We start from the raw sequence: 12,780 nt of genomic DNA, 5'->3' as shown, positions 1-12,780 counted from the left end.
AAAAACTCTACTTTTTAGTATTCATTCGGCTTCTACGTGCCTTTAACCAACTGGGAAAGTAACGCCTGCCCAGTCTCACTCGAAGCAGATAACGAAAAGTCTCGCTGCTCGCCTGTAACCGTTATAGTAATGATAATATCAGCAGATGCCAAGCACCCGCTTCCTTTCTGGGGCCACTCGACTATACACAAGGTCCGTTCGGTAAAATAATCACGTATCCCCATAAACTCCAATTCTTCAGGATCAGCCAGACGGTAGAGATCGAAATGATATATGGATTTATCGCCTAATTCATAGGGTTCAACCAGGGTGTAAGTGGGACTTTTCACATTACCTGTATGGCCCGCTTGTTGGATTAGAAAGCGGCTAAAGGTCGTTTTTCCTGCGCCCAAATCACCATTAAGATAAATTACACAGCCTGGGAACCCTTGAGATTCCCATACCGAGGCTAATTGCGATGCTATTTGCTTGGTTTCGATTTCGTTGCCAACGCGAATCGAATATTCGTTCTCGGCCATATAAAGCTCAAATAAATGGGTTACTGATTCAACAGAGTGCGCACTGCATCAAACAGGTCGCTGGCTATCATACCACGTTGACCATGGGATTGAGCAATGTTATCTCCCGCTTTTGCGTGCAGCGTTACACCGTATTTACAAGCCAGTTCAGTAGACATTCCTTGTGCTAACAAGGCTCCCAGAATTCCACTCAATACGTCACCGCTACCCGCCGTCGCCAGACCAGGATTGCCGTGAGAACAGACCCATGCTGTCGACTCATTATCAATAATTGTCCCAGCGCCTTTTAACACACATAAAGCATGATATCTTTGCGCACATTGACGGGCATAGTTAAAGCGTTCCCCTTCTACATCGTCTACCGATACCCCTAGCAACCTGGCCGCTTCCCCCGCATGTGGCGTTATAATGCAGTCATTGATGGTATACGCAGTCGCCTGCTTACTCAGCAGGTTAAGTGCATCTGCGTCGATAACTAACGGTTTTGCATGTTGCTGACAGTGCTTTAACGTCATTTGAAATGCTTCATCCGCCCAGTCATCCTGACCTAAGCCCGGGCCAATCACTACGCAGGTAGACCATTCCAGAGCATGCTCTAGATCCTCATCGGTCACCATCAGTTCAGGCCTACCTGCACTCACTTGAATTACTGAACCTGAATGGACATACGTTCTAACCATGCCCGCGCCGCTGCGCAAGGCTGCTTCACTGCTTAAACGAATAGCCCCCGCGGTCCCTTTATTGCCACCAACGCATAGTAAGCGTCCATACGATCCTTTATGGCTGTGAATATCACGCGGCTTCATGCTATCGAATTGCTCGATAGTTAATGCCGATGCGGATGCTCTGGCGAGGGATTTAAAGGCATTTCCGATGCCTAAATCGTCAAATACCAGCTTGCCACACGACTGTTTACCAGCACCCGTGGTTAGTCCAAGTTTAATGCCTACCAGGGTAAGAGTAACATCCGCCTGTACACAGCGACCCAGCGATTGACCAGTGTTGGCATCTAATCCAGAGGGCACATCAATACTTAATACCGGTATATCGGAAGCATTCACGTCGTCAATAATTAAAGAGAATTCCTTTCTTATCGCACTATTAATCCCCGTACCTAGTAACGCATCAATAACTAAATCCGCTTGTTGTAAGTATTGATTGGAGAAAGATTCAATTTTGCCGCCCGTACTTAGCCAATAGGCCTGCGCACGTCCTGCATCGCCCTCCAACTCACGATCAGGCTCTACAGCACAGAGAATCACTTGTCTGCCTGCATTTTTTAGATGTGTAGCCGCGATATAACCATCACCTGCATTATTTCCTTGTCCTACCAAAACTAAAATAACATCTGCTTCTGGGACGAGCTGTTCGCATTGACGAAACACAGAAGCACCTGCGCGCTGCATGAGGGCGAACATATCACATCCACTGTTTTCAGCGGCAGTTCGCTCGTTGTCACGGACCTGGTCGGCCCGATAAAGTTTATATGGTAAACTGGTCGCGATTTGATTATCTAACATGAGCACATGTCCATTATTCATTCGGTAGATTTAGTTCAATTAACCAACGATATCAAGGCTTGGGGCCGTAAGCTAGGGTTTCAGCAGGTTGGGATAAGCGATATTGACTTGTCAAAACATGAATCCGCACTCCAGCACTGGCTAAGCGAAGGTTATCACGGCGATATGACCTATATGGAAAGCCATGGCATGAAACGTGCCCGTCCCGCAGAACTCGTGCCAGGTACTGTGCGGGTGATAAGCGTTAGAATGGATTATCTCCCCCCTGATGCGTCGTTTGCGAGCAACCTCAAGGATGATAAAATTGGTTATATCAGTGGCTATGCGCTGGGACGTGACTACCACAAAGTGATTAGAAAAAGACTGAAAACATTGAGTCAAAAAATTCTTGCTGCATGCAGCGATCTCGAGAGTCGTCCCTTTGTCGATTCTGCGCCTGTACTTGAGCATGCGATTGCGGAAAAAGCTGGGATCGGTTGGACTGGTAAACACTCACTTACGCTTAATCGCCATGCAGGCTCATGGTTTTTTCTGGGTGAACTTTTCATTAACCTACCTTTACCGGTGGATGAACCGGTTGAGGAAGGTTGCGGAACATGCACCGCCTGCATGACGATCTGCCCCACCAATGCTATCGTGGCGCCCTATAAAGTCGATGCCAGAAAGTGCATTTCATATCTGACTATTGAATATGATGGAATTATCCCTGAGCCGTTGCGCCCATTAATGGGTAACCGGATATATGGATGTGATGACTGTCAATTAATATGCCCGTGGAATCGCTTCGCGGCAGTAACCGAAGAAGTAGACTTTTATCCCCGCAAAGCACTGCATGGCCGCTCATTAGTCAAGTTGTTTGAATGGAGCGAGGAAGAGTTTTTAACCCATACGCAAGGTTCTGCGATACGGCGCATCGGATATCAAAAATGGTTACGCAATATCGCTGTAGCAATGGGGAATGCGCATTATGATCCAGCTATCGAGGCATCCCTGAGACAGAGGCTCATAGAGGCATCAGCACTGGTCAAACCGCATATCGAGTGGGCTCTCTTACGGCAGACGCAAAGTCGCACCAGGGGTGAGGGTGAAAATCTAAGGTCCCGCAAAACCTTACGGCTTACCAGAGCAATAGAAAAAGGCTTGCCTCGCGACGCTTAACTTTGCGTTTTTCGTTCGGTGAGGTGAAGGATAAAGTGCGTTTGTGTTTTATCGCTATTGATATTACTGGAAGTCCCACCAAACGAGTACCAATCTTGTTGTTGCAACTCTTCAATCATTTCACTAAAACGCTTGTGGTCACCATCGAACTGACCTACTAGCTGACATTGGCTAGTATTGCAGCGAACATGATGAAAATAAACGTTTTGCCCGTCTGGTAGCAACGAGAAAAAGTCGGTGAGTTGGGTGGCCAACTCCATATCTAAATCTTCGTCCCGATAATTCTCCACAAACTCATCATACTGTTTATTTCTATCGGCATCTTCCGCGGAAGCTTTTTCAATTCTATCAATTACCCCACCTGCTCCAGCACTGATAGGCGCAGATTCTGTTTCGTCTGCCACAGAGTAATTGGCGGTTTTCTTAGTTTGCAGAATTTTCTGTGATTGAGCTGGAATTTCAGCAGCCGACACCTTATGAACAACCTTGTCAGCCAATACATTTGGCGACTCTTTATTACTATTTTCTGACAAGCGCACTTTTTGCGCATCGCTGATATCAATTTTGGCGTGGTAATAACCAAATTGATACCCAGCTATGGCAATAAAGATAACTAGTGGAATTAACATCCAAACTTTCATGTAACTAACCCGCTAATTTTTACTTTTGATGGTAAGGCTTGCTAAGTTGATGCACGGCTTCAACAAATACGCCAGCGTTTTCAGGCGGCACGTCCAGATGTATTCCATGCCCAAGATTGAATACATGACCACTCCCATACCCATAGCCTGCCAGTATGTCCGACACCTCTTGCTGGATCCTTGCAGGTTGCGCATATAACATTGACGGGTCCATATTACCTTGTAATGCCACCTTGTCACCCACTCTTTTTCGAGCATCTGCGATATCAATCGTCCAGTCAAGACCCACAGCATCACATCCGGTCGCAGCGATAGCTTCCAGCCACATACCCGCGTTTTTAGTGAACAAGGTAACAGGCACTTTTCGCCCATCATTCTCCCGAGTTAATCCATCGACAATTTTATGCATATATTGGAGTGAAAATAATTTGTAATCGCGCGGAGATAACACGCCTCCCCATGTATCAAACACCATTACCGATTGCGCACCCGCAGCAATTTGAGCATTTAAATACAAAATAACCGCATCGGCCAGTTTATCCAACAACGCATGAAGCGCCTCTGGTTCTGCAAACGCCATTTTTTTTATTTTAGTAAATGCTTTACTGGAGCCACCTTCCACCATGTAGGTAGCAAGTGTCCAGGGACTGCCGGAGAAACCAATTAAGGGTACATCACCATTTAATGCTTTTTTAATCGAACGTACCGCATTCATGACGTATTGTAACTCTTGTTCAGGATCGGGTATGCCCAGTTGCTCGACATCACTGCGATTTAGAATGGGACGTTTAAACTTAGGCCCTTCACCTGTTTCAAAATACAAGCCTAAACCCATTGCGTCAGGAATTGTGAGAATATCAGAGAAAAGAATGGCGGCATCCAGAGGAAAACGGCGCAATGGTTGAAGCGTAACTTCAGTGGCCAGCTCGGTATTTTTGCAAAGCGACATGAAATCGCCGGCCAGTGCACGCGTTTGCTTATATTCTGGAAGGTATCTTCCAGCCTGACGCATCATCCACACCGGGGTAACATCAACAGGTTGCCGCATCAGGGCGCGTAAATAGCGATCATTTTTAAGTTCAGAACCTGTTGTAGTTGCGGAGTCGCCGACCATAGTTACCTCTATTTACCGATATTTTTTTGCTGGCCGCGCATTATAGCAACTTTTAACCAGAGATATTAACGAATCAATTTAAATTTTTTAAGTTTTGAAAGAGACGATAAAACAATGATTTAAACAGATTTTTAAAATTTTCTGATAAAATTTTGTACAAAAATTTGCAAAGAAAGTAAGTGTTTGCTACAACTATACATACCGAATATAAAGAAGCCCGATAACGGGACCGGTCGAACTACTTGAAGCCCTGTATTATTACAGGGTTTTTTATTGTCTGCTTTTTACCTTTTCAATCAATTGCCCCGCTATGGAAAATGGTGGCGGAGTCAGGGGCAGAGCGTTCAGATCGAACCACTGAGCATCCACTATCTCCTTTGCATCTATCTTAATTTCGCCGTGTTTATATTGCGCAATGTAACCCACCATTAAGGAGTGCGGAAATGGCCATGGCTGTGAACCAAAATATTCAAGGTTAGTAATTTCAACCCCCACTTCTTCTTTCACTTCTCTATGCACTGCCTGCTCTAAACTTTCACCACTTTCAACAAATCCGGCAAGCGTAGAATACATGTCGCTCTCTTTATGTCGAATACCCTTCGCTAAAAGAATTTTGTGGTCGTGATAGATCGCCACTATCACACAGGGCGATACCCTTGGATAGACGCGATGGCTACAATGATGGCATTGGATAGCTACCTCCCAGTCCACTTTTGAAGTGGCCATTCCACATTTTCCGCAAAAGCGATGAGTACGGTAAAAATGGGTATATTGCCATGCCCTTGCAATCACGCCAAAGTCCTCGGGCGCGGCCATCAGCACACTGCGTAGAGAAGCACTTTCATAAGGTAGGGAGGCAATATTTTCATTGCCGACGTCAATCACAAACTGGTCCACGGGGTAGCACTCGTTCAGCAAAGGATGCAATTGATAAATAGCGTCGCGGTGATGGTGCAAATCCCGCAGGCTTTCCCAGCGTGTAAGGGGTGGCAACTGGGTATTTGGGTCGACCAACAGTTTTCCTTCACAAAAAACTAGCCAGCGGCCTTTTTTTTCAGAGGGAAGTGAAGCAACTTTTTTTAACATCTGCCTAACCCTGATTTAACTCTTCTGACAAACTATTATCTGACGATTATTTATCAAATAACAAGGCGCGTTTCGCGGTTCGACAAACAGGCCGCGGGTATCAAACCGTAAGTAACTGTTTACATGAACTATTAACTATCTGCCGGGGCATCTTCCAGGGTTAAGTTTAATTGGTCTGCGGCATAGTGGGTGTTATACTCAGATGAATACCAAATGCAAAATTCACGATTGCGTGAACGGCGGGGGTAGTATGTTAACTAAATTAGAAGAAGCAAAATCCAGTTGGGGCGGGCGGTCTGAAACTATAGACAAATGGTTGTTGGAGCGACAGTCTTTGCTAATCAAATACTGTGAATTAGCGGGCATAAAACCCGCGGATGGGGCCACACTACCTACTGCTAATGATGTAAATGAATTTTGTAGCGTACTGATGGATTATATTTCTGCTGGTCATTTTGAAGTTTATGAAATGCTGGTAAATGACGACGAAGCCGGTATTCGGTTAAAACGTGCCGTGTATCCCGAAATTGCACAAACTACGGATAGCGCTTTGCGTTTCAATGACCATTATGCAGAGGCACTTTCGTTTGAACAGGCTAAGAATTTTGACCGCGAATTAGCCGATTTAGGGAACGTGCTTGAAGCACGCTTTGCTTTAGAAGATAAGTTGATTCAACATATGCACCGTAAAACGCAAAATAATAACACCGTAACTTCGGCATGAAGTTTCACTTTGAGAATAGACGGCTCGGTTCAATTTTAAACTGATGAAACATGCAACCATATTATCTAAAGCACGAGCGTACTGCGAAAAAAGAGCGGCGCGTTTCACCCCTTTACGTGAAAAAGTATATCAAATTCTATTGAGTAAGCATGGTCCTATGGGTGCTTATGAGTTATTAGATACTCTCAAAGAAACAGAGTCGAGTGCGAAACCTGCCACTGTTTATCGTGCGTTGGATTTTCTTTTAGATTTTGGGTTTATTCATCGACTCGAATCCACCAATGCGTTTGTAGCGTGCCACCACTTTGGTTGCCAGCATCCTGTCCAGTTTTTGATCTGCGATAGTTGCGGAGACGTAGCTGAGATTCAGTCCGAAGGTTTACAGGACACGCTAGAAAAGCAGGCTAATAGCCGCGGTTTTAAAGTATCAAAACAAACTATAGAAGCACACGGCTTGTGTGCAGAATGCCAACTTGCTGAATCAACCAGCTACGAGGAACCAGTTCATGAAAGCTGATTTTGTTAACCCGTTTATTTCAGGCTTACTGAACGTAATGTCGACCATGGCACAAACCACGCTTACCCCAGGAAAACCACAGCGTAAGCAAAGCGATGTGGCAAAAGGAGACGTGTCCGGTTTAATAGGTATGGTTGGCCCAGAGGTGAAAGGTTCAATGTCTATCACATTTGATGAGCAACTTGCGCTTACCATCATGGAGCGTATGGTGGGCGAAAGACCAGGCAAAATCGATGCGGAAGTAGGCGATATGGTGGGTGAAATTACCAATATGATTTGTGGCAGTGCTAAACGTGAATTAGGTGATAAAGGTTACGAGTTCGGCATGGCCACACCTATAGTGGTTTCAGGTAAATCTCACTCCATCAGCCACCAGGTTGATGGTCCGAAAATTATATTGCCCTTTATGTGTGATGAAGGACATGCCCACTTGGAAATTTGTTTCGATAAATAGCGATGTGGTACTCAAGTACGATAACACTTAAGCCTAAACCTCGCGGGTTCCATCTGATTACTAGTGATATTGTTTCTGCACTCCCTCAGATACGAAAGGTAAACGTGGGAATACTGCACCTTTTCTTACAGCACACCAGTGCCAGCTTAACCATTAATGAAAATGCTGACCCTTCCGTAAGGCGCGATTTAGAGCAGTGGTTTTCGCGTACCGTGCGTGAAGATGAAACGTATTACGAGCATACATGTGAAGGCAGTGATGATATGCCTGCGCATATTAAGTCAAGTCTACTGGGTTGTTCATTGACCATCCCAATTAGTAGTGGCGCACTACAGCTCGGTACTTGGCAGGGAATTATATTGGGTGAGCATAGAAACCACGGAGGAGCCAGAAAAGTGATTGCGACCCTTCATGGTTCAATTGCCGTATAAAGTTCCACCTTCCTTACATTAAATTTATTTAATAAAGCATCGCGTCCAACTCCCCTACGTATATAAAAGGGTTAGAACAAAAAAGGATGTCAGAATGCACACACAATTACGTTTATCATCACTCTGCGTAGCATTTTTAGCAGCAGGAGCATGCGCCCAAGATACGCTACCAGGCCCCGCGTACGATAGCTGGCTGGGGATCTATGCCTCAAAATACAATGCCGATTCAGAGAAAACCTCTCCCAGTGGAGTTTACCAAAGTGGGATAGAGCGTGGTATTGAGTATGGTTTTCGTATGGACAATAAATGGGGCGGACGATTTGAATACAGTAATTTAAAGCTGGATTACAGGCAGTCGACGAGCCAGCCTGAAGACCAAGGCCAGATGTTTGGCGCTGACGCGCTATATTTTCCTGGCAATGGTGACACGTTTTTCTTTGCGGGTTTAAGACGCCAGCATTTACAAGATCACTACACGTTAGGCGATGTGGGAGTTGGGCGCCACTGGGAGATGGCAGACAATCTACGCTTCATAACTGAAGCTGGGATGTTCCACGATTTTTCCAACAATACGAATGACTTTCGTGTAAAAGCTGGAATAGCATTTACCTTCGGCTCCCGCTCGGCGGCCCCGGCCGTAGTAGGCGATGCGGATAATGATGGGGTAAACAACAATCTTGATCAATGCCCTGGCACCCCAGCCGGTGCGCAGGTAGATTCGCGCGGGTGTGAATTGGATTCAGATAACGACGGGGTCACCAATCAGTACGACCAATGTCCTAACACTCCCCCGAATACCCGAGTCGATGAAACCGGCTGTCCAATTCAAGAGGTGGGTGATGCAGACAATGATGGGGTAAAGGATGACCGTGATCAGTGCGCCGACACACCCGCTAACGATAAGGTGGATGCTGACGGTTGTACCATTTTCACTGAAAAAGAAGTGTCTCATACTATCCGCGTACCGTTTGCACACAACAGTTCGGTGATACAGGATCCAGATTCACAGGATATCAGAAACTTTGTTAAATTCATCAAACGCTATGGCAAAACATCTGTAGTAATTGAAGGGCATGCATCGGAACCGGGCGATGACGACTATAATATGATGCTGTCTGAAAAACGTGCTAACGCATTCAAAGAATTGTTGGTTTCACGCTATGGTATCGATGAGAGTCGTTTACAAGCCAAAGGGTTTGGTGAAACCCAGTTACTTGATACATCAAATACACTGGAAGCACACAAGAAAAATCGTCGCATTTACATCAAGGTTACTGAGACGGTTAAACGTAGAGCTAAGAAATAGAGGTACAATCTCTAAAACGATAAAAGGTCCGAGCTGTTGCGGACCTTTTATTCAAGGATTAGCGCTTATTGATCATCTAAAGTCAGAATATCTCGACAGGCCTGATCGTCAGCGGGCACATTTTGCGTCATGCGAAGGCCGTAGTTTCGGTTTTCAGATATCTCATCGGAATACCAAATTTCGCTACTATCTTCTAAATCAAACCTAAACTTGCCGTAGAGTGTGTTGGAATTTGGCGGTGTCCCGACCTCTTCATCAATTTCAGACCCTAAGACTTCACCAATTATCTTGACCCGTAGTGAATACCCCTCTGCTAATAAAGATAAGCTATTCGGGTTATTTATATCCAGCAACGACCAGCTACCATCCAATCGTTGACCAACAATATCATCCTGGGGATCTTCGCTACGGTAGCTTAAGCAAATGACCACGTCCCCGTTCTCACCACTGCCATCATCGTCAAGAAAAAACATTTTAATCTCAGCGTTGTCACCATCATCTACTATTCCCGAGAAATCCAGGCGTTTGTCAGGCCAAAATGGCGAAGAGGAGCTGCCCGTAAGATCCGCTAATTCAGCATCCGCAATTATTGTTTCAATATCTGCATCAATCGAGCCACCGGCATCTGCCAACTTCAGTAAATTGTCACTTATAGTCAGTAAATCTAATGTCGCGAAAGAAGTTCCATTTTCAATGTCAGCTTGTCTCCGGCTAAGTTCAGCAAGTAGACGGCTATCATTGGTGAAATGCGTTGCGATTTTATTAACCGAGGATAACCGTGCATCACCTTTACTATGTTTTTTTACTGCCGCATAAAAGATTTCTGCGCCCTTTGCTGCTGCGATCATATCCGACCGATTTGATGCCGCGTTAAAGAAGGAATTATTTACTGCAACGGTCGCAGTAGCACTCGTTTTCATCTGCGAAGCAAGCGTATCACTTTGTATCTTGCTAAAAGCAGCCGAAGATGCAGTAGCACCGGCAGCAGTGACTTGAGAGACGAAATGGTTAACCGCGCTATTCGTAATTGCACCTATTCCCTGGGTCAACTTTGCCCCCGGATTTTTTTGTAGCCAGGATACTAGTGCTTTCCATACTGCATCAGCACTGCTTTCTGGCAAGCCATCTTCGCCTAACCCAAGCGGTTCACCTGCTGCATCCAGATATGTCGCAATCGAATCGACTAATTTCTGTAATTCTACTGCGGTTCTGAACAAGCCACCTGCATAGCTGCCTGATCTGTCAAGGTTCGCCACGTAGTCCTGTTGAAGAAGCGTAAGATCCTCAGTCCCTCCCGGCACTGCAACGCCCATAGACGCTAAAAAAGTGCTTATATCAGTATCTGCAGACAGATACTTTTTTATCGTAGTCAGTGGTGTTACTAGCGTGGCCCATTCGTCCGCCTGAATTTGCCAGGTACCATCGTCGTCTACTGGTTTCGCGCCGAGCGCTTTGAGTTCCTGCAACCGATTCACCGCTTCATCGGTAGCAATGTCTAACGTTAATGTACCGTCAAACTGTTCTCCCGTAATTAAATCGGTTCCACCAGTTAGCTTAATACGGGTGTTATCAAGCTCTGCACTGCTTTGTAAACAAAATTTCTGCAGTGACTCCGATTCCTGCGAGCAGTAATCTACGCCGGTAATGGGATTATAGCTGTAAAAGCCTTGCGCATCGGTATACGCAAATGGCTCGAAACTATCAATTCGGTCGTTTGCTTTCACATCAATCCATACAGTCGCATTGGCGATGTAGCCATCGACCCCTCTACCGGCTAGATTAAATGGTTCCTTCGCTCCAGTAATATCTTGTTCTTCTGTGCCCCCACACCCCACAAGTCCGGTCAAAACGGCAATGGCTACTAAGGAGCTCTGTCTTTTAAAATACTTCATACGATTACTCCAATTTAGAAACGCGTTTGAAAGCCAAGATTTACGAGCGCGGAGCGAGGAATGGATGTACCATCAATTTCGGTATTTTCGTCTGCCCAACGCACATCCAAATAGAGATTGTTAAGCAACGTCAAACCAACATTGTAATAGCCTAGCTTGGAGCCTACGCTATTTAAGCTATAACCGGCCCTTAATTGTGGCAGCAACCAATTGTCAAAATTGTAGGTCATAGCTAATGTAGACCATTGGTATAAGTCACCTACGGGATCATTCTTGTCGTTTAAGTCAACCGAGGCATGCAAGCCAATTTGTCTGTCATCACCAAATAGCACTGATCCTTCTAAGGTTACCTGTCTGTTAGCAACATGAATTTCCTGACCGTTTATTTTTCCGGCTCCGATGAATTGTTGCGCGACAAAACAATTGTCAATGCCGACGCCCGTTTGGTCTGCACAATTACTGGTTAAATCGCCGTATTTGAATTCGGGCTCATTAATGTCGGTCACCGTGATACCCAATGAATAGCTGTCAGCCATCCACAGCAGGCCTAGATCGAAGGCCACTTCCGACGTTCTATCTGCACCTTTGTCATATTCGTCTTCAATAACATCAGCCAAGTCATCGCTGCTGTCTAACGCACTAAATGACAAAACACTTTTAGACAATTCCATGGTAACCAGCTTCGCCCTAACTCCCCCGATTAACTGTGCGTAATCACGTTGCCAAAAGGTGTTAGCGTAACTCAGTGATGCATTAAGCTGCACCGCACTTTTTACATACATGGCTGCGTTGGTATTTAACTCGTAACCCCCATCCAGCACGAGTATGTCGATATCATCCGCGAGCACATTGCCTTTTAATTGCCCGTGTGATGACATTTCAAAAGTAAATGTTCCCCATTTTGGATGATGGTATACCACGGGTAATAAAGGAATAGTGAAGGCTGTCGAGGTTTTTACGTATCCGTTTTGCTCGGCATTCTCTAAAAAAGGCTCGAAACGATCAACCGCATCCAGTGCATCGTCAATGTTGAGGTTTTCTTGGTCCAAAATATCGATAAGTTCATCTAGTTCATCGACTAAATCATCCACCTGACCTACTTCGTAACCAATTCCAAATGGACCGATCGCGCCCACTCGCCAGTTTTCATCTTTGTCTTTATCAAAAACCAGAGGCGAAGCGGCCGGATTATTCATAATCGACGTTAAATCATATTTGCTGCTTATTTTACCCTGCGTGAGAGAAGGCCCGATGGGATGATATATTGGCTGATCAGCCAGGGTATAAGTAGAAAATAACGTAGCTGTAATTACAGCCAACTTAGTCGGAGTGCGCATAGCCGATTCCCATGTTAAAAGTGAATAATTCTGTCCTCTTTAACCTTTCCAACACATGCTTGAATAGTGTGTGGAAGCTGGG

General features: G+C 45.3%; 13 protein-coding genes. 6 read left to right on the top strand and 7 right to left on the bottom strand.

Annotated features, from left to right (window positions below):
- Positions 1-32 precede the first annotated feature (32 nt).
- Both tsaE and OPS25_RS11755 read right to left on the bottom strand, forming a co-directional pair.
- On the bottom strand, positions 33-518 hold the full coding sequence (gene tsaE / locus OPS25_RS11760; RefSeq protein WP_265617920.1) for a tRNA (adenosine(37)-N6)-threonylcarbamoyltransferase complex ATPase subunit type 1 TsaE: 486 nt from the start codon (positions 516-518) through the stop codon (positions 33-35).
- Positions 519-538: 20 nt separating this feature from the next.
- On the bottom strand, positions 539-2,038 hold the full coding sequence (locus OPS25_RS11755) for an NAD(P)H-hydrate dehydratase (protein ID WP_265617919.1): 1,500 nt from the start codon (positions 2,036-2,038) through the stop codon (positions 539-541).
- A 6-nt stretch (positions 2,039-2,044) separates the two neighbouring features.
- Here OPS25_RS11755 and queG point away from each other — a divergent pair, with 6 nt between their 5' ends.
- Entirely contained in the window at positions 2,045-3,196 is a 1,152-nt protein-coding gene (gene queG, locus OPS25_RS11750; RefSeq protein WP_265617918.1) for a tRNA epoxyqueuosine(34) reductase QueG, read from the top strand.
- Here queG and OPS25_RS11745 read toward each other — a convergent pair.
- The 3 genes from OPS25_RS11745 to nudC all read right to left on the bottom strand — a co-directional run bounded on the left by OPS25_RS11745 (position 3,193) and on the right by nudC (position 6,037).
- The gene (locus tag OPS25_RS11745) at positions 3,193-3,825 is read right to left on the bottom strand and encodes a hypothetical protein (protein ID WP_265617917.1); all 633 of its coding nucleotides are present in this window, start codon (positions 3,823-3,825) and stop codon (positions 3,193-3,195) included. The genes queG and OPS25_RS11745 overlap by 4 nt on opposite strands.
- Positions 3,826-3,856: 31 nt before the next feature.
- A complete protein-coding gene (gene hemE / locus OPS25_RS11740) occupies positions 3,857-4,951 on the bottom strand; it encodes a uroporphyrinogen decarboxylase (RefSeq protein WP_265617916.1) in 1,095 nt (364 codons plus the stop codon).
- 270 nt (positions 4,952-5,221) lie between these two features.
- Positions 5,222-6,037, bottom strand: coding sequence for an NAD(+) diphosphatase (nudC, locus tag OPS25_RS11735; RefSeq protein ID WP_265617915.1), 816 nt, complete (start codon positions 6,035-6,037; stop codon positions 5,222-5,224).
- 250 nt (positions 6,038-6,287) lie between these two features.
- On the opposite strand from nudC, the gene rsd reads away from it, so the two are divergent.
- From rsd to OPS25_RS11710, 5 genes are all read left to right on the top strand, one after another.
- On the top strand, positions 6,288-6,761 hold the full coding sequence (gene rsd / locus OPS25_RS11730) for a sigma D regulator (protein WP_265617914.1): 474 nt from the start codon (positions 6,288-6,290) through the stop codon (positions 6,759-6,761).
- Positions 6,762-6,804: 43 nt separating this feature from the next.
- Positions 6,805-7,278: a transcriptional repressor gene (locus OPS25_RS11725; protein ID WP_265617913.1), complete on the top strand. Its 474-nt coding sequence runs from the start codon at positions 6,805-6,807 to the stop codon at positions 7,276-7,278.
- Positions 7,268-7,732, top strand: coding sequence for a chemotaxis protein CheX (locus tag OPS25_RS11720; protein ID WP_265617912.1), 465 nt, complete (start codon positions 7,268-7,270; stop codon positions 7,730-7,732). The genes OPS25_RS11725 and OPS25_RS11720 overlap by 11 nt, the downstream gene beginning before the upstream one ends.
- Positions 7,733-7,734: 2 nt before the next feature.
- Complete coding sequence (locus OPS25_RS11715) at positions 7,735-8,163, top strand: secondary thiamine-phosphate synthase enzyme YjbQ (RefSeq protein WP_265617911.1); 429 nt, start codon at positions 7,735-7,737, stop codon at positions 8,161-8,163.
- 94 nt (positions 8,164-8,257) lie between these two features.
- On the top strand, positions 8,258-9,469 hold the full coding sequence (locus OPS25_RS11710) for an OmpA family protein (RefSeq protein WP_265617910.1): 1,212 nt from the start codon (positions 8,258-8,260) through the stop codon (positions 9,467-9,469).
- A gap of 65 nt (positions 9,470-9,534) precedes the next feature.
- Here the strand turns inward: OPS25_RS11710 and OPS25_RS11705 are convergent, their stop codons facing one another.
- Positions 9,535-11,361, bottom strand: coding sequence for a hypothetical protein (locus OPS25_RS11705; protein WP_265617909.1), 1,827 nt, complete (start codon positions 11,359-11,361; stop codon positions 9,535-9,537).
- Positions 11,362-11,375: 14 nt separating this feature from the next.
- On the bottom strand, positions 11,376-12,698 hold the full coding sequence (locus OPS25_RS11700) for a conjugal transfer protein TraF (protein WP_265617908.1): 1,323 nt from the start codon (positions 12,696-12,698) through the stop codon (positions 11,376-11,378).
- Positions 12,699-12,780 lie beyond the last annotated feature (82 nt).

The organism is Alteromonas aquimaris, from assembly GCF_026183695.1.
Taxonomy (GTDB): Bacteria; Pseudomonadota; Gammaproteobacteria; order Enterobacterales; family Alteromonadaceae; genus Alteromonas; species Alteromonas aquimaris.
The sequence above is the reverse complement of the archived record's forward strand: the minus strand, read 5'-3'. Positions and strand labels throughout refer to the sequence as shown.